General features: G+C 32.5%; 11 protein-coding genes. 4 read left to right on the top strand and 7 right to left on the bottom strand.

The window, feature by feature from the left end:
* Positions 1-222: 222 nt before the first annotated feature.
* Both V9L05_RS04540 and V9L05_RS04545 read right to left on the bottom strand, forming a co-directional pair.
* Entirely contained in the window at positions 223-6,144 is a 5,922-nt protein-coding gene (locus V9L05_RS04540) for a T9SS type A sorting domain-containing protein (RefSeq protein WP_338814546.1), read from the bottom strand.
* Positions 6,145-6,644: 500 nt separating this feature from the next.
* A complete protein-coding gene (locus V9L05_RS04545) occupies positions 6,645-8,948 on the bottom strand; it encodes a 7TM diverse intracellular signaling domain-containing protein (protein ID WP_338814547.1) in 2,304 nt (767 codons plus the stop codon).
* A 344-nt stretch (positions 8,949-9,292) separates the two neighbouring features.
* On the opposite strand from V9L05_RS04545, the gene V9L05_RS04550 reads away from it, so the two are divergent.
* Complete coding sequence (locus tag V9L05_RS04550; protein ID WP_338814548.1) at positions 9,293-10,225, top strand: DUF72 domain-containing protein; 933 nt, start codon at positions 9,293-9,295, stop codon at positions 10,223-10,225.
* Here the strand turns inward: V9L05_RS04550 and V9L05_RS04555 are convergent.
* From V9L05_RS04555 to V9L05_RS04570, 4 genes are all read right to left on the bottom strand, one after another.
* Entirely contained in the window at positions 10,222-10,815 is a 594-nt protein-coding gene (locus V9L05_RS04555) for a hypothetical protein (protein ID WP_338814549.1), read from the bottom strand. The genes V9L05_RS04550 and V9L05_RS04555 overlap by 4 nt on opposite strands.
* Entirely contained in the window at positions 10,812-12,185 is a 1,374-nt protein-coding gene (locus V9L05_RS04560; RefSeq protein WP_338814550.1) for an AAA family ATPase, read from the bottom strand. Before V9L05_RS04560 ends, V9L05_RS04555 begins: the two co-directional genes overlap by 4 nt.
* 133 nt (positions 12,186-12,318) lie before the next feature.
* Entirely contained in the window at positions 12,319-15,498 is a 3,180-nt protein-coding gene (locus V9L05_RS04565) for a DUF2723 domain-containing protein (RefSeq protein ID WP_338814551.1), read from the bottom strand.
* Positions 15,499-15,694: 196 nt separating this feature from the next.
* On the bottom strand, positions 15,695-16,669 hold the full coding sequence (locus tag V9L05_RS04570; protein ID WP_338814552.1) for an NAD(P)-dependent oxidoreductase: 975 nt from the start codon (positions 16,667-16,669) through the stop codon (positions 15,695-15,697).
* A gap of 224 nt (positions 16,670-16,893) precedes the next feature.
* Here V9L05_RS04570 and V9L05_RS04575 point away from each other — a divergent pair, with 224 nt between their 5' ends.
* A complete protein-coding gene (locus V9L05_RS04575; protein ID WP_338790103.1) occupies positions 16,894-17,133 on the top strand; it encodes a hypothetical protein in 240 nt (79 codons plus the stop codon).
* Positions 17,134-17,187: 54 nt separating this feature from the next.
* Here V9L05_RS04575 and V9L05_RS04580 read toward each other — a convergent pair whose 3' ends face one another.
* On the bottom strand, positions 17,188-17,460 hold the full coding sequence (locus V9L05_RS04580; RefSeq protein ID WP_338790102.1) for a cytochrome b5 domain-containing protein: 273 nt from the start codon (positions 17,458-17,460) through the stop codon (positions 17,188-17,190).
* 85 nt (positions 17,461-17,545) lie between these two features.
* Between V9L05_RS04580 and V9L05_RS04585 the strand changes: the two genes are divergently transcribed.
* Together V9L05_RS04585 and V9L05_RS04590 are read left to right on the top strand one after the other, a co-directional pair.
* Positions 17,546-17,773: a hypothetical protein gene (locus tag V9L05_RS04585; protein ID WP_338790101.1), complete on the top strand. Its 228-nt coding sequence runs from the start codon at positions 17,546-17,548 to the stop codon at positions 17,771-17,773.
* A 61-nt stretch (positions 17,774-17,834) separates the two neighbouring features.
* Entirely contained in the window at positions 17,835-18,584 is a 750-nt protein-coding gene (locus tag V9L05_RS04590; protein ID WP_338814553.1) for a polyprenol monophosphomannose synthase, read from the top strand.
* Positions 18,585-18,589: the final 5 nt, after the last annotated feature.

Raw genomic sequence — 18,589 nt, forward strand, 5'->3', positions numbered from 1 at the left:
CACAATACAAAAATGAACAAACCAACGAAAATTTACCATACTATAAAAAACACAACTAAATTAAAAATTGGAAGCAAAATTATCTAAACTTGAGATTGACGAAATTTGTACTTATTGTTTTGATTATGGAATAAAAAAATCTACAAATAAAAAAAAGGAAAGTCAATTAAGACTTTCCTTTTTTTATTTATTCTATATAAAGAAATTATATAAAATTGACAATTATTCTTTCATCAATTTTTTAACAATTATACCTTTATCTGTTTTGAGTTGAACAGTATAAGCTCCTGAAGTAAATCTTGCCAAATTCAAGTTATAAGAACTTGTATTAGCTGGAATAATATCAGTTTTTACTACACGCCCGAGAGCATCAACCACTGTAATTGTAACTGCATCTTTAACTTCTCCTAATTCAATTAAGAAAGTTCCATTACTAGGATTTGGATAAATACGTAGAGCTTTGATGAACTCTTCTTCTTCACCTACCACTACTACTGGAATACTGAAAGATACTGTACGAGTTTGGAAAGTACAACCTGTTGAATATGTCACAAGAGCAGAATAATTACCACTTTCTGTTGGCGTAATTGTCTCACCACTCAAACTAGCACTTTCTTCTCCATTGAAGAACCAAACTACACTACTAATTTCAGTAGATTCGTCTGCTGGCTCTAAGAAAAGAGTAGTTTCTGTATTACGAAGATAAGTTGTGCCAATGTTTAAACGCTCAATGCTTACTGAGGCAGAAGAAGCACTTGTACAACCGTTTTGAGAAATAGTAACACTATATGATCCACTTGAACTAGCTGTAATAGAATTACCTACATTACTACGGAATACAACTCCATTTCTGCTCCAGTTGTAAGTAACACCACTAACTGAATCAGCTGTAAGAGTTACTTGTTCACCTAAACAGAATACAGAATCAGAAGCAGTAAATGATATAGGAGCTAAAGAAGTAACTTCAACTTCAATGCTATCACTAGCAGTACAACCATCTTCAGTAACTGTAAGTATATATTGTCCTGATTGAGAAACTGAAACTTCTCTTTCTGTGCCAACAACTACATTATCAAGAGTCCAAGAATAAGCAACATTAGCAGATTCAGTTGCTCTAAGCGTTCCATTATCACAGAAACGAGCTAAAGTACCATTAGTAATTTCAGCAATAGGAGCATAATTAAGAATAACACGACTTCTACTTGAAGTAGTTGTACACGTTTCTCTCATAATACGTACTTGGTAACTTCCACTACCAGTAACTGTATAAGAACTTGAATTACTATCAGTAAGTTCAACTCCATTCTTTAGCCATACATAAGTTGCTCCTGCTACTTCATTAGCAGTCAAGGTAGCACTTGCACCACAACTACGAACAGAAGTACCTTCTGAAATAGTTGCTTCAAATGGTGTATTTACTACAACATCTACTTGGGTACGAGTCTGACTTTCTTTTCCATAAACACCAATCATACTAATATAATAAGTTGTGTTTTCAGAAATAGTAAGCGTTGAATAGTTGTTATTATCAGTCTGATCAACTGCTGTTCCACCTGTTTCTGTTGTATAAACATTAAATATTGCTCCACTTCCACTAAGAACAACACCTGCTGAACCTGTTCCACAACTTGGTGTGGTAGAAACAACAGTAGGAGCATTAGGGAAAGTAGCATCATTTGTTTGAGCTGCTCGTGAAGAACGAACAGAACCATTGAGTGCAAACAATCTATAAGCGTGATAGGTATCTGCTTCTAAACCTGTATGTTCGTAGCTATCAGTAGCACCTGAATTAATAGTAGCAAGAAGTGTGTTTCCTTCATAAAGAAGATAACCTGTTGCACCACCAACAGCAGTCCAACTCAAATCAATTTGTGAAGTAGAAACTCCAGTAGCTACAAAACGAGTAGGAACACCTACAGTTACAGGAGCTGATCCTCCTCCAGTGCCTGGTATTGTAACTGTTACATTATTTAATGTACGAGAACAACTTGTTGTAGTATTTGTTGCTACTACTTTAAAGACAGTAGTTGTAGTAAGGTTTCCTGTATTTAATGTAATCGTTCCACCTGTTCCTACAACTGGAGTTCCTATATTATTATTTCCTGCATCTTGTAATTGATAACTTACAGTTGCCTGAGATAATGGTACCTCAATATCACTATTTCCTCCACTAGCAATAGTAGCAGGGTTTGCTACTGTTGTTATGTTAGTAGGCAGTACATTGATTGTAATATCAACAGATGAATTACTTGTTGTGTTAGGGTTAGATGCAACGACTCTTACTTTATAACCTGTTCCTGTTGCTGTATTCGGAATTACCAAAGATATTGGAGTTGTACCTGCTTGAGTAGCTGTTGGTGTAGTAAAATCTCCTGTCGCATCAGAAAGCTGAGCTGTAAACGTATTTCCAGCAGCATATACTCCTGTTGTTGTGAATGGAACACTAATAGTAGAACCTGCACAATATGTTGTTGGAGCAATTGCACCCAATGAAATTGTAGGAGCAGCCTCATTATCTGTAATAGTAATATTCTGAGTAGTTGTACCACCTAATGTAAGTCCAGATGAAGGAGATGAAATAGTAAGAGTTGCTGTCTCTGTTCCTTCAAAAAGTGCATCATCTACTATAGTAAATGTTGCTGTACCTGTAGTCTGACCATTTAAAATAGTGATAATAGGACTACTAAGAGTATAATCTCCTGTTGTAATTCCTGTTCCACTAACACCTAAATTTACTGTTTGATTTCCATTTACAGCAGAGGCAGCAGTTGCTGTTACTGTAATAGCTGTTGCAGCAGCTTCTGAGCCTGTATTTGCACTTACTGAAAGATTCACAGCCACAGGAGGTGTATTAGGAACAAATGAAATTTCAAAATCATCTATTGCTGCACCTGCTTGTTCTGTATTTGTGTCTGATTTAAATACTACTCTAAATGCTACATTTGCGTTTCCGCTTAAGCTAGATACATCAAGTGATTTTGTAGTATAATTAGTAAGTGTTCCCGACATGAATGGAGTACCACCTACTCCAAAACCTGTTCCATTACCTGCTGTAACTGAGTTGTACCAGTTTGTACCTGTAACACTTGGTCCTAATTTAGACCAAGATGCTCCTTTATCTGTAGAGTATTCTACTATCATTCCATCCCAACCACTTTCAAATGAGTGTTTAGCCTGAAAAGATAGCGTATAATTACCTGCTGCTGAAAAATCAAAGTTAGGAGCATAAAGATTTGCATTAGAATTACTTCCATATGTAGTAACAGCCAACCCAGTCACCCAAGCATTTGCACCACTTACAACTCCATTTTTACCTGCAATAGCAGAGTTACCACGTTCCCATGGTGTAGAGCCACTGACATTTTCTGGAGCAAAGTCACTCGTATTTACTTCAAAATTTCCTCCATCAGCTAATGTATAAGGTACATTACGATTTGGAATTACAGTAACAGTTTTAGACATTGTTAATTCAGCACTTCCTCCTCCATTTATAGTAAGGGTAATTGTTTTTACTCCTCCTGTACTATAAGTTACATTATGAGGTCCTACTGTAGTTGCTGTAGCTGGAGTTGCTCCAGCTCCAAAATCCCAACTCCAACTTGTTGCTTTAGCAGAATAATCTGTAAAAAGAACATTTGTACCTGCATAAGTAATTTTTTTATCTATGCCAAAGAGAGCAGCAGCTGGAGAGAATGCATTTGTTGTAAATAAACCTCTACCATGAGTAGCTACTGCGACTAAATTATCTGAGCTACGAATTTGAAGCATATCACAACGAGTATTTGCAAGTCCTGTGCTAGTAGGCTCCCAAAAATCCGCAGCAGGAGCAGCAGTAATATCTTCAGTACTCCAAACACCTGTTTCAGTAGCAATTAATACTTGTCTAGTATCATTAGGATTAAACATAGCCCAACGTACTGGCATATTAGGTAATCCGTGTCCATTATCTTTGCTTGTCCAAGTAGTTCCTCCATCATTTGTATACCATACATTCTGTACTGTACTACCATAGTTAGAATAAGTAACTATAATCTCATTTTCACTGGCACCGAATTCAATAGAAGAAACTGAAACTGCACCTTCCATAGCAGCAGCTGCTATGTTAGTACCTGTAAATGAAGTTCCTGTATGAGCATTTTCTACTCTCACGACTCTACCTGTGCTTGTACCAACATAAAGAGTTGTTGTACCAGCAGGAGAGTAAGGAGATGCTTTTAAATGTGTAGTATTTCCTGTAGCATTAGAAACTGTTATACTTGTCTTTGTTCCAGCAGGAATCGCCCATCTATATAAGCCTCCATTAGTAGCTCTATAAGAATATAATAAATTTACAGCATCATCATAGTCAGTTGGATTGATAAAAGAACCATCATTTGAAGTTGCTACTGGCGTAAAAGAGTTTCCACCATCAGTAGAAATTCGATAGTTATTATATACATAAGAACTAATTTGGACATTAGAATTGTCTTGGTCAATAAAACAAAATGCTCCATCCCCACCTGTTGCTTCAGTAGTAGGATTTGTACCTAAAATAGTGAAACGTTGAGTTCCATTATCTTGAGCTCCTGCTAAGAAATTAGCTGAAAGATTTGCAGGATCCATAGCTACAGCATAAAACTGAGTAACATTATATCCTGAATTTTTATCAGCAAAGTTAGGAGTTGGTGCAGTTACATTTGCAGTACGAGAAATTCCTCCATCACTACCTACAAGCATTTCATCAGCACTACCTGGCTTGTAAGCGAATTCATGTACATCTGCGTGAACATATTCTCCACAACCACCTGTCCAATAAGAAATACCAGTCCAAGTAGCTCCTCCATCTGTACTACGGTGTACATCAATACCACCAACAACTACATGATCTGCATTAGTTGGATTCACTTTTAATATTAAATCATACCAAGCCTGTCCACGAGTAAAATCTTGTGTTCCTGGCGCACATGTTCCTTGTTCAAGATACTTTGGTACAGTTACATCCGTCCAAGTTGTTCCTCCATTTATTGTTTTCTTAAAAAAGGCAATATTACTTCCATCACTTGCAACTGCATAAACTATCTGAGAATTTGTAGGTGCTGAGGCTAATTCTATTCTACCACTATTAGCAGGAATAGAAGCAGGCGTAACATTTGTCCAAGTCGCTCCATCATCAGTAGATTTATGAATCTGTCCTGTGCTAAATCCTGCATACTGAGCCAAAAAATTAATAGAAGCATATACATCTCCGTTTGCTGCTACTTCTAAATCAGCACCACCTTCTCCATTAAGAACTTCAATCCAAGTAGCGCCCCCATCAATAGAAGAGTAAACTCCTCCATTTCCTCCGTTACGACAAGTAGCTAAAACTCTACCTGTAGGTGTAACAACAAGTTTTGTTATATAAGCAAACTCAGCAGTTACAGCTAATGTAGAAGATGCTAAACGATTCCAAGTAGTACCTCCATCAGTAGTTTTCCAGATACCTGCTCCAAATTGTGCACCACCATTAAGCCAGCCTTCACCAGTTCCTACATAGAAAATTTGTGTATTAGAAGGATCATAAGCAATAGTAGAGATTGCAATATTTTCCCAAAAGTTATTTACAGCAACCCACGTAGGATTTGTTACAGTGATATCATTGGTGTACCAAAGACCACCACCAACGCCACCAGCCCATACTTTTTTGCCTGTAACATCATTTGGATCATACATAATTGCACGAGTACGTCCACCAACATTATTAGGTCCACGCTCTACCCAATTGACATTGTCTATGCGTCGTTGATTGATAGCATCAGCAACTCTAATATCTGTCTGTTCATTCGCTTTTATACGAGCATCGACAGGAACCTCTCCTGTATTTGGATCAGCAGTACGTGCACGATCTTGAAGCAATGCTAAATCAATACGATCTTTTTTAGGAAGTTTTTTCATGTCCTTCTTTGTCCATCCTGCATATTTTTCAGATAAGTATTGATAGTAAGCCAGTTTTTCTTTTCCCTTTAAGAATTCAGGATTTGTGTTCTCATCGAACTGATAAGTCATGACTTGCTCAGTATCTGCATTTAGCTTTTGAAATAGCCAAAGTCCTGTGGTAGTAAATATACCAAGAGCAAGCAAACACAAAACAATCCGTAACTTTGAGTATGTATTTTTCGTATTCATCAAAATTGAAGTGTAAATGATTGTTAATTGTAATAAGTAGCACATATTTATTTCATAAAAAATATTTTTTTATATAATATTTAAAAACGTTTTTTCATGAAGACGCTATAAATATGTCTGTTTTTTTCAGCGATAGTATAAATGTATTATTTTTTTTTAAGAAAAACATAGTTATTTGACAAAAAACCTAAAATATTTAAGTTTTTTAAAACATTGCCTTATGATAGTAGATATTTCATAAAACCTACTTATAACAAAATATCCTTTTGAAATAGTACAATTTCTAAAAAATAGATAAATTTTCTCTTAGTTACAGAATAAAGCAAAGCACAACTATAATATTCTTTATTATCTATTATGTCGTCGGTAAGATACCGACAATGGCAAGGCTTTATTTTGCCCATTTACTTAATGATGTGATAATTAACTCAAAATAACTTGCTGTGTATTAATTGATAATTTTATTTCCATTTTACAAGAAAAATAAAACTAATTTTCAATTACACTATTTTTACTCCAATAATAGCAATATCATCCCGTTGAGGTTCATTTCCTTGATGTTCTTCAAACTTTTGTTTTACTATTACTCCTTGTTCCCTCATAGAAAGTGAAGCTATTTCTTGAAGCAACTTTTTAAGACTATGAGAACCAAATTTCTTATCATCTGAGTCATTTTGGTCTGCATATCCGTCACTACACAAATAAAAAACATCTCCTTTTTCTAAGATTATTTCGTTTACTTCAAATTGTATTCTTTCTTTCTTTGAATAGCCTCCTATACTTTGTCTAGTTCCTCTTATTTCGTGTAGTTTTTGAGTTGTTTTTTTAAAGTAATACAAAGGACGTTTTGCACCTGAAAAAAGGATTTTACATTTTCCATCTTCTAAATATTCCATAATACAAAGTCCGACATCCATTCCATCATCATTGGTACTATTTTTTTGTTTTAAGGCTTTTTGGATAGTCAGATGAAGCTCTTCCAAAATTCTATCTGAATCTTCTAATTCATTTCTATCAACAAGCGCATCAAGAGCAGCCGAACCAATCATAGACATAAATGCCCCTGGAACACCATGACCTGTACAATCTGCAACTGCTAAATATACTTTTCCCTTCAAGTCTGTAAGCCAATAAAAATCTCCACTTACAATATCTTTTGGACGATAAAAAGTAAAGTATTCCCTCAAATGGTTATCCATTCGTTCTTGAAAAGGCAAAATAGCATCTTGAATCGTTTGAGCATAACGCAAACTATCTGTAATGTTTCTATTTGATTCTTCAATAATTTTATTTTGTCTTTTTACTGTTTCTACTGTCGCAACTAATTCCTCATTGGTAGAGTTTAGTTCTTCGTTAGTTGAACTAAGTTCTTCATTTGTAGCATTCAATTCATCATTCATTGTAAGAATCTCTCTTGAGCTTTTCTCAATAACTTGATTTTGAGATTGTACTGTTTCAAGCATTGCATTTAATTCTTCATTGGTAGAATTTAGCTCTTCGTTCGAAATACGTAAGTCTTCTGTAGCTTCTTTTACTTTTATTTCTAATACTTTATTTTGTTCTTTTATTAAATTTTCATTTTCTATAGTTTTTTCCAAAATTTGTTTTTGAGCTGTATCTTTTTGCCTTTTATATAAATTAATTCTGTCTGCAAGTGCCAAAGACAATAAAATTACTTCTGAAGCAGAGCCAAAAAGAACAGCATTATTAGTAAACCAAGTATGAGGAATTGCCGCATTAAGTTGCAAGATAAATATGATTAAGCCAACCAAATAAATAAACCAAGCAAATAAGAAGAAGCGAGCAGGTTTGTATCCTTTAATTAAGAGATAAATAGTTGTTGCTAATAAATAAATAGCCATCAAAATAACAGCTAATTGTCCAATGATTGCACTTATACCATATACTCCTAGCAAGCCAACAATCATACTCACTATTGTCATAAATAGTAATACAAATATACCTTTGTCTAATTTAGGATAATTTTTGTGTAGTTCTAAAAAACTTCTTGCAAAAAGAAGCATAAAAAATACTACAAATGAAGAAATAACAGGAATATAAAAATTGATTTTTTCAGAAGCAGACCACAAAAACTCAAAAGAATATCCTTTGAACATCGTATAAGTTAGACAAATTCCAAAAACATAAATTACATAATATAAATAGAGTTTGTCACGAACAGAAAAAAACACAAATAAATTGTAAAGTCCCATCACAAGCATAATTCCAATATAAACACCAATTGCAATATCAAAAGGATGTTGTGCTTCAAGAATTTTCTTTGCTGTACCAATAGATAAAGTAGTTTGGGTAGGAAAATTACTTTTTATGTAGAGATAAAATACTTTCTTTTCTCCTTCATTCAGTGGTAATAAAAAGTTAGGCTCTGTATATTGTATTTCTCTTTTTTGAAAGGCAAATGAAGCTCCTGACACACCTAATTGTTGTAGTTTATTATCTATTTTTTCAAAAAATATAACTGAATCCAACATAGGATTATTAATTTCAAGGTATATCTTTTCATCTACTTTTCGCTCTATTTCAATACGAAACCAAAATGCAGATTGAGTATTAGCAAAATTCAGAACCTCTCCTTCATTTTTGATAAAGTTAGCTTTGAAATCTAAAATGTGATTTGGATTTGAAATGAGCTGACTTGTAGTGTCTTCCAAATAGGTCAATTTATCAGCAATACTAATTGTTTTTTCCGTTGAATTGTAAGATATAGTAATATCTTGACCAACTAAAAAATTAGGTAGTAGAAATAATAAAACAAAAAAGAGTGTAGAGATTTTTAAGGGCATTCTTATGGAAAAAAAAAGGGTGCATAATAAGGAAAACAATGAAAAACAATAAATTATTTGGGGAGTTAAGTTTGAAAGAATATAGGAATTATTTCAAACAAAAAATCTTGATAAAATACAAATAAAGATTATATCAAATTAATCACACCAAACAATATAACAATAATACACCTTTTTTAAAACTTAAATACCACAAAATTAATTTATTTTAGATGAAACCACGTCAAATTTAATAAAATGCAATATTTTATAAACAAACCAGAACTTAAATCAGCGTGTGGTATAATTTAATTTGATTATCTATTCGCCTTACGACAGTAACACATACAAGAAATCATTCAATTATGGAATTTGGAAAATTACAAAATATAAATAATATAGATTTTACATTGCTAGATAACCATCCAGAAACGGAGGCATTCTTATCAAAATTAGAACCAACACCAAAACCTATTATTCGTATTGCTGCACCTGTTTGGGGAACACCTGAATGGAAAGGAATTTGGTATCCCCAAAAAGCAAAACCCACTGATTTTTTATATCATTATTCACGTCAGTTTGATTCTATCGAACTCAATGTTACTCATTATCAAATTCCACCTGAAGAGAGAATTTTGAAATGGAAAGAGATGACTCCTAAAGGATTTTTATTTTGCCCCAAAATATATAAAGGAATTAGTCATCATAAACAACTTGTAGATTGTGAAGACTTGACAAATGTCTTTTGTGATAGAGTTGCGCTTTTTGGAGATAGATTAGGCATTTGCTTTTTACAGCTTCCCCCTCATTTTTCACCACAGAAAGCAGGAGTTTTAATTAATTATTTAGAAAATTTCCCTGCTGATACTCGTCTTGCTATCGAATTTCGTCATAAAGATTGGTTTGATTATCCCAACCAAGAAAGTAGAGAAGCTGTAAGCGAAGTTTTTTCGGTTATGCGTCGCTATAATTTTACTGCTCTCATGACTGATGTTTCGGGAAGGCGTGATGTAATGCACATGCGATTGACTTCTGACACCATGGTTTTGCGTTTGGTGGGAAATTCTTTAGACAAAACAGATTATGAAAGAATGGAAGATTGGGTAGAAAGAATGGATAATTGGATAAAAGAAGGTTTAAAAGAATTTTATTTTTGGTTACATCAACCAGAAAATATCAAAACGGCAGAAATGGCTGTTTTTCTGATTCAAAAACTGAAAGAAAAAGGATATAAAAACATAGTGCCTCCAAAGAAAATTGAAACAGAAACAAAAAATGATATGCCTTCGCTTTTTTAAAATATTTTGATATTTGTTTCAAAGACAGGAACACCATATTCTTCCAAAAACTCTACGGCTAAATTTTCCCATGCTGCATTTTGGCGTGGGTAAATTTTAGGTGTACAAACATAGCCCTCTAATTTTAATCCTTTATAATTTTCATCTAATTTTTTATCAAAAGTGTATATCGTTTTGATGATTTGTTCAAGTGCTTTGCTTCTATTATGGCTGATTTTCCCATCTCTTATGCTAGTTGCATTTAGTTTTACTTCTACAAAACAAACTGTATTTTCATCAAAAATCATAAAATCACATTTTGAACTTTCAGCTTGTATAAGTCCTTTTTTGCCATCAATAGGAACAAAAACAGTCTGCTTTTTATTTACCACTTTGAATAAATTGTCTTCATTTATATTCTCAATTTTGATTATCTCATCATTTCCTTGAAAATAAATTGTAGCATCGGTTTCATCATATTCAAAAACGATATAAGATTGGTTTTCATAATCTGTGATATAAAAAACTTCTCTATTTTCTACTTGGATAATTTCTTTTGCAGTTGAGAATTTTTCTATTAAAAGTTCTTTAAATGATTCTTGTTTACTCATCTTCTGCTAAATGATTTTTGATGAATAGAATATAACTTTTGAAAATCATTTCCTAGTTTTTCAGAAACCTCATCTAAATAATTTTGCTCAATAAGTCCTGTTTTTTCGTTTATTATAGATTGTGCTTTTCTTTCACTATCATCAGTTTTCCCTAAATTATACGCAGAAAAGTCATCTGAATCTATCCAAAATTCTTTTTGGATAATTTCGTTTATTTCGTTATTTGCATCAGGGTTTTTATCAGTAATTCGTTTTGAAAAAATCAAATTATTAAAAACTGTAAGTACATACGGACTATGTGTAGTGATAATAATTTGATTATCTTCATTTTGATTCATTAAAAAAGTTAATAATTCTATCAACTGTTTTTGAGCAGAAGGAAATAAATGTGCTTCGGGTTCTTCTACTACTCTAAATACTTTTCTCTCTTCTATGATATTAATGAATATATCTTGCAAAATTCGTATCACTTCTTGTTGTCCTGATGATGCATTCGATAACAGAACATAATTATCTTCTTGATTATCATAAATTATTTTCTCTCCGTTTTCATCTATTATATATTTACCTTTTATGATTTTATTTATCTGTTCCAAGACTATCTTCGCACTATCTTCTGCATCTAAGTTGTAATCTATTAAGTTATCAAAGTTTCCATATTCTTCAAAATATTCTTTTATAAAAGAAGTTTGCTTCATAAACTCTAACATAAGAACTTCATCAACATTATATCTTTTCTTACTATACGATAACTTACTGTTTTCTAATACTTTATTTTGAACATTGGCAAACAAATATTTCTCAAATAGTTCTGAATAACTAACTGTTGCATTTCTACCTGCTATGATATATGTAAAATATGATTGTTTGTTTTCAAATACTTCATTTAACAAATCGGAATAATCATCATACATGTTCATTTGCTCTAACATAAAAGCAAAATCTCTCTTTAATTTAGGATTATTGACTAACCACTCTACCTTTTCACTTGTATATTCTAAAAGAATATTCATTGGAATTTTCTCAGCGAAAAATACTTGTAATTCTTTGTTTTCGGATGTTAAAAGAATATATCTTTCTTCAGAGGTGTAATAATAAACCTCAAATTTTGGTAGGTAAGTAATTGAACCAAATAAATTATAAAACTTCTCCTTACAAATACGGTAAAAATCAATAGACTTTTCTTCTTTCTTTACAATTCTACTATGGAACTCTCTCAAAAAATCATCTCTAAGCGTTTTAAAATAATACACTAATTTAGCAATTGTACTTTTTCCACTTGCTTGTTCTCCTATCAGAACAGTTATTTTTTTTAGCTCAATATCGGCATCTTTAACTACTCCAAAATTCTTTATTACAATCCTTTGCATACAAATTTTATTAATTCAATTTTCTAAAAAATTTCTTTTTCAAATATAATCAAAAAATCCATTCTCTATAAAAATAAAGAATGGATTTTTGACTTGCCGTTGTCGGTGTCCTCACCGATGACCTACAAAAATACTACTGCATTCCACCTGCAGCACTATATTTTTGAATAGCATCAGTAAATATCTTCTGACGTTTTTTCAAACTATCCAAACGAGCTTGGTCACTATCAGAAAACTCTATTTGCACTTGATTTCCATCATCATCAACTATTACTTTATTTTCTTCTTGCATCATTGACTTTTTAGCTTCCAAACGCTGAATTTCTTGTGTTGTCATGGCATCAAGTTGTCTGTAAACTGACATCAAAACACGCATCTGAATACTACTACGCTGAATTATATCACTATAATTAAATTGATTCAAATTGTTTTTATAGACAAAATTCAGATTTCCCATAGCACGACTAGAAATATCTTCTGCAAGAGCCAAAGCTTTATCATCTGCTTCTGCTAAGTGATACAACTGAACAAAATAAGGCTCATAATAACTGTAAGGAACATTCATAACTGGCAACTGTTCGAAGGCTTTATCTAGTGTTTCAATCGCCTTTTCCTTATCACCACGCTCAAAATACTCCTGCGCTAAACGGAAATAAACCTGACGGAATTGCGCTCCAAACTTCTTGTATTCGTCATCGTAATATCCTTCTGTTTGCATTCCTCTAAACTGGAATTCATCAACAGCCTTTTTCATTTCTTCAAAATTTACTTCTCCCAAATCGCCATTGTTTTGTGCAGCAATTGGCATCAAACGATACACCATTCCATCCATTTGAAGATATTCTCTCAAATTGAAATTAATTGTATTAGCAGAAGTTTGGTTGAAATAAATAGGACGTTCCCATTTATTGGTCGCAATTAAATCTAGTAACAAAAGATCATTTTTGTAAATATTATTTCCTTTAATATCAAATTCCATTATATCAACAACACGATTTTCTTTTCCTTTAGGGATAAATCCTTTTGATAAAACATCTTGTTTATTGATAGCTAAAGCAAACTTTTTAGAAAGAAGCTTTCCTGTGCTACTTCCATCTTGCAACTGAACCATTACACGAGGGTCTTCTTTTTTAAGAAGATCAATATACGTTTCCAAATTAACAGGTGAATTGATGTTTTTGTCTTCTGAACCATCTCTATTTCCAACATAAACGATATAATCATTTTTTCCCTGAACATAATCTTCTCTTTCTAAAGAAATTGGAAGAGGAGGAGAATCATTTACTTGAGTTGTCATTTGGTCAGCATACCAATCTGTTGAAAAATAACTCAAAACAGCTACCCTAACATCAGTACGGAATCCTTCTACATCTTGTACATACCAAAGTGGGAAAGTGTCATTATCTCCACCAGTGAATAAAATAGCATTTGGCTCACAAGCTGCAAGTGTATTTCTAGCTTGATCAACTGATAAATAACGCCCTGTACGATTGTGGTTATCCCAACCTTTTGCGCCCATAATAGTAGGCACTACAAGTGCTATAACTAGTGCAACACTAGAAGCTGCCATTCCAGAAATATGTTTTTTCAAGAAATTAGCTATGGCAAGCATTCCCAAACCTATCCAAACAGAAAAGGCATAAAATGATCCTACATATACATAATCTCGTTCACGAGGTTCGACAGGAGGAGAATTGAGATAAAGCACAAGACCTATGCCCATAATAAAGAAAATCAGGAAGGTAATCCACCAACCTTTTTGGTCTTTACTAGCTTGGAAAATAAAGCCTAGTATTCCCAAAATAAGAGGTAACATATAAAAATTATCTCTTGCTTTGTTGGTAGCTAAATCTACTGGTAATTCTTTTCCTAAATCTTCAAAAGGAGCAAGCCATCCTGCTTCTTTGTCATCGCTTTGTCTTCCTGCAAAATTCCACATAAAGTATCGGAAGTACATATGTCCGAATTGATAAGTAAACAAGAAATTTATATTATCAGCAAAATTTGGTCTTTCTCCATCTGCTAATTTGAGCCATTGTTTGTAGAGTTCTGGGTGATTACCACTTTGACTGTAAATACGAGGCATAAGCATATTGCCTTTATTATCATAAGTAACTTCAAACTTATGGTCAAAAACTTCATACTTTTCTTCCCCTTTACGATACATAGCAGCTCCTATATCCTGTCCTGTGCGTTCAGAAGCAAATGTTCTTCCATAAACAAGTGGACGATCTCCGTACTGCTCTCTTTTCAAATATGAAACAAAGGTCATTACATCTTTTGGACTATTTTCATTAATTGGTGTATCTGCGTTCGAACGAATTACGATAAGTGAATACGTACTATAACCTATCATTATAAAAGCAAATGACAAAAGAGCAGTATTTAATGGTACATTTTGTTTTTTAATAGAATAAAAAATTCCCCAAACAAGAGCAGCTATAAAAGCAATTGTAAAAAACAAAGCTCCTGAACCAAATGGTAAACCAAAAGTATTTACAAAAGCAACTTCAAATTTTGCAGCAATAGAAGGCAAACCAGGGATTACACCATAAGTAATCAAAACAACAATTCCTGTTCCTGCCAAGAACGTCATAATCCAACCCAATGTACTTTCAGTTTTATATTTTTTGAAATAATAAACATAAGCCAATGCAGGCAAAGCAAGTAAGTTAAGAAGGTGAACACCAATAGAAAGCCCTACCAAATAAGCAATAAAAATAAGCCAACGATTAGAATCTCTCTCATCATCTATACGCTCCCATTTGAAAATTGCCCAAACTACAATTGCAGTAAAAAAAGATGACATTCCATACACCTCAGCCTCTGCTGCCGAAAACCAAAATGAATCTGAAAAAGTATAAGCCAAAGCACCAATAGCACCACTTCCCAAAATCATTATTTTCTCGGCAAGTGTATAATCATTTTCTTGTGCATCTAAGCCTTTTTTAAGGTCTGTTTCAGTTTTTGCATCCATTACTTTCTGTAAAGTAGGTCGTACAATACGACGAGCAAGCATAGTTATTGTCCAAAACAAAAACAAAATAGAAAAACTACTACATAGAGCAGAAAGCATATTTATCCAATATGCTACTTCCAAAACATCTCCAAAGGCAAATAAAGAAAAAATACGCCCTACCAATAAGAAGAAAGGCGCACCTGGTGGGTGAGGAGCCATTAGTTTGTATGAAACAGCAATAAATTCTCCACAATCCCAAAAACTAGCTGTGTTTTCAAGAGTGAGTATGTAAACAGTAGTAGCAATCAAAAAGATTAGCCAACCTACAATAGTATTAAGACGATTAAAACCCATATTTTTACAGTTATCAGTTACCAGTAATCAGTTATCAGTAAATACAGTTTGATAAATAGACTGAATAACCTTTTTTATTAGAAATTTCTTTTCAAGACACGAAAATAGGAAAAGTTTATCAACTAGTATATATTCTTTGGATTAAATTATTGTAATTTAGAAAAAGAGAAGAAAAAATTACCTTTTTTGAAGATTTTTAAAGTTTTTGAAAATATTCTTCTACAAAATCATTTATTTTTTGTCCTAAAACTTTATTGAGGTTTTCATAAGATTCGAAAGTCCAGCCTGCCACATGAGGAGTCAGAATTACATTTTGCATAGCAATAAGCTGCTCAAGCTGTTGTTTTTGTAAGGTGGTAAATGTTTTTAATTTTTCATTTTCAAGAACGTCTAAACCTGCACCTTTTATTTTTCCATTTTCTAGATATTTCAAAAGCGAATTTGTATCTACAATTTCTCCTCTTGAAGTATTAAAGAAAAAAATGGCATTTTTGAAGTTTTTAAAAAAAGTAGCATCTACAAAATGAAAATTTTTATTTTCTCCATTTATATCATCATCTAAGGGAATATGAATTGATACAATTTGCGCTTTTTCTTGTAATTCTTCTAAAGTAACAAGCCTTACAAAACTATCCTGTTTTTTATTTCTTTTATCATAAGCTAAAACTTCGCAACCTAGAGCATGTAATTTTTGAGAAAGCAATCTTCCTACATTTCCATAACCTATTATTCCGACTGTTTTTCCTGCTAATTCTACTCCCCTGTTTTCTTCCCTTTTCCATTCAAAATTAGCAATATTACTTTGTGATTTCTTAAAATTATTCAATACCGAGAATATTAAACCTAATGTATGTTCGGTAACTGCATTTCGATTTCCTTCAGGAGCTGTAAGCAGTTTGATATTCTTTTGAATGAGTATTTTTTTGTCTATTCCATCTGTACCTGAACCTACACGAGCAATAAAAAGTAACTCTTTAGTGTGCTTTAAGAAGTCTTCATCAATAGCAAATCTACTTCTTAGGATTAATCCATCAAAATTTTGTATTTGATTTATAATATCACTATCTTTCCAGTCACAAGCATAGATATATTCTATTTTATTATTTGAAAAGTGAAAGTTAAAGGAGTCATGTAATGTGTCAGCAATAAGCACTTTTAGTGTTTTTTTCATGAAAAATTAGATTTTATATTTAATATTGGAGCTTTTTTTGGAGTGATTATGATAAATTGTATGTTCCTTATTTCAAATGTAACTTTTTTAAAATGCCTATCGTTTGTTAAAATAAAACAAAAATTATTAATTTGATATTAGTTTCTATTTAATATCAACCAACTAATAAACCTGCTTCAATATTATAATTAATCCAAAGAGTCCCCTTTTTTATTTATACCATTATGAATTCTATACAAAAGCAGTCTGCTAATAATCCAAATCAAGGAAGTATTCGTAACTTCATTGATAAACTCATTAGTACCTATGCAAAAGAAGATGAGCTAATTCAAAAGGTAATTGAATCACGTCTTTTTCTGAATGGCATACGTCCGACTGAGTATAATAATAATACACCTGATGATACACAAGTTTTAACTAAATTGAGTAATATAGAGAAAGATTTAGCTAAAATTTTCATGTGATATATTTTGAATCGTATTGAGAGTATCTTTTAATTAATAAATTCCCCTTATTTATCAAATTACTCTCAATATTCCTACTACTTCAAATTTATCAAAAACATTTTCATTGTGAGGAGCATCATTTTGAAGTTCTGATGTGAGGTCTTGTCCTGCCCAATGCTGATAATGCTTTCCTTTTACCCAAAGTCTAGAGTCAGAAACATCATAAATCAAGTTCTTGTAAGCACACCAAATCTCAGGACGATCTTGTCCGTTTCGTAAAGCAAGTTGAGACTTGGTATAAGAAGGTAGATTTTCTTTACTTGAATCAGAGAAGTTATTAATCATAATTTTTTATCAGTACATTTTTTTGTAAATTAAGAAACAATCTAAGAGAAAATTTTACACATTATCAAGTCTATTCACAATCATCATGAACACAATCGTTTTTATTTGGGAAGTTACTTTGTTTAGTTCTCTCCTTATTTTGCTTTCCATGATGCAAGATTGGAGTAAATTTTGGCTTTTCAAAAATTATATAGAAAAACGACAACAAAAAAGAGATGAATTAGCAGCCGAAAAATTATTAGATAATTTACCAAAAGGGGTAATAAGATATAAAGAGAGAGAAATTTCACAAAATGACTCTCTAAATTCCTAAAACTTCTCAAAATTTATCTATGCTCTATTGCGAGTAAAATAATTGTACGTATTTTTGGACTGTGAAAGAACGCATTGTAATTATACCGACCTACAACGAAATCGAAAACATCGAAGCTATTATTCGTGCTGTATTTTCGTTGGAACTTCCATTTCACGTCCTCATTATTGACGACGGCTCGCCAGATGGAACAGCTTTGAAAGTTAAAGAACTTCAAAAAGAATTTATTAATTTTCTTCATATTGAAGAGCGAAAAGGAAAACTAGGCTTAGGAACAGCTTATATTCATGGCTTCAAATGGGCTTTAAAAAATGAATATCAGTTTATTTTTGAGATGGATGCTGATTTTTCCCATAACCCAAAGGACTTGATTCGTCTTTATACTTCTTGTGCAACTGAAAATGAAGAAGGAATTAGAAATGATGTAGCGATTGGTTCTCGTTATGTGCAAGGTGTAAATGTAGTAAACTGGCCTATGAGCAGAGTTTTGATGTCTTATTTTGCCAGTATTTATGTCAGAATAGTTACAGGAATGCCGATTCATGATGCGACGGCAGGTTTCAAATGTTATCGTAGAGAGGTTTTGGAAACCATAAATTTGGATACCATAAAATTTGTCGGTTATGCTTTTCAGATAGAAATGAAATTTACTGCTTGGAAATATGGTTTTAGAGTGGGAGAAGTTCCTATTATTTTTACAGACCGAACCAAAGGAACTTCAAAAATGTCTTCAGGGATATTTAAAGAGGCTTTTTTTGGTGTCCTTCAAATGAAGATTAATAGTTTTTTTAAGAAATATGTTCGTAAATAACTCTA

It is taken from the genome of Bernardetia sp. Wsw4-3y2 (genome assembly GCF_037126295.1).
In the GTDB taxonomy this organism is placed as follows: Bacteria; Bacteroidota; Bacteroidia; order Cytophagales; family Bernardetiaceae; genus Bernardetia.

Coding starts and splice junctions, on each gene's coding strand:
- V9L05_RS04585 (WP_338790101.1), top strand. CDS start 17,546: ATGAACACAATCGTTTTTATTTGGGAAGTTACTTTGTTTAGTTCTCTC.
- V9L05_RS04580 (WP_338790102.1), bottom strand. CDS start 17,460: ATGATTAATAACTTCTCTGATTCAAGTAAAGAAAATCTACCTTCTTAT.
- V9L05_RS04550 (WP_338814548.1), top strand. CDS start 9,293: ATGGAATTTGGAAAATTACAAAATATAAATAATATAGATTTTACATTG.
- V9L05_RS04560 (WP_338814550.1), bottom strand. CDS start 12,185: ATGCAAAGGATTGTAATAAAGAATTTTGGAGTAGTTAAAGATGCCGAT.
- V9L05_RS04565 (WP_338814551.1), bottom strand. CDS start 15,498: ATGGGTTTTAATCGTCTTAATACTATTGTAGGTTGGCTAATCTTTTTG.
- V9L05_RS04545 (WP_338814547.1), bottom strand. CDS start 8,948: ATGCCCTTAAAAATCTCTACACTCTTTTTTGTTTTATTATTTCTACTA.
- V9L05_RS04575 (WP_338790103.1), top strand. CDS start 16,894: ATGAATTCTATACAAAAGCAGTCTGCTAATAATCCAAATCAAGGAAGT.
- V9L05_RS04555 (WP_338814549.1), bottom strand. CDS start 10,815: ATGAGTAAACAAGAATCATTTAAAGAACTTTTAATAGAAAAATTCTCA.
- V9L05_RS04570 (WP_338814552.1), bottom strand. CDS start 16,669: ATGAAAAAAACACTAAAAGTGCTTATTGCTGACACATTACATGACTCC.
- V9L05_RS04540 (WP_338814546.1), bottom strand. CDS start 6,144: ATGAATACGAAAAATACATACTCAAAGTTACGGATTGTTTTGTGTTTG.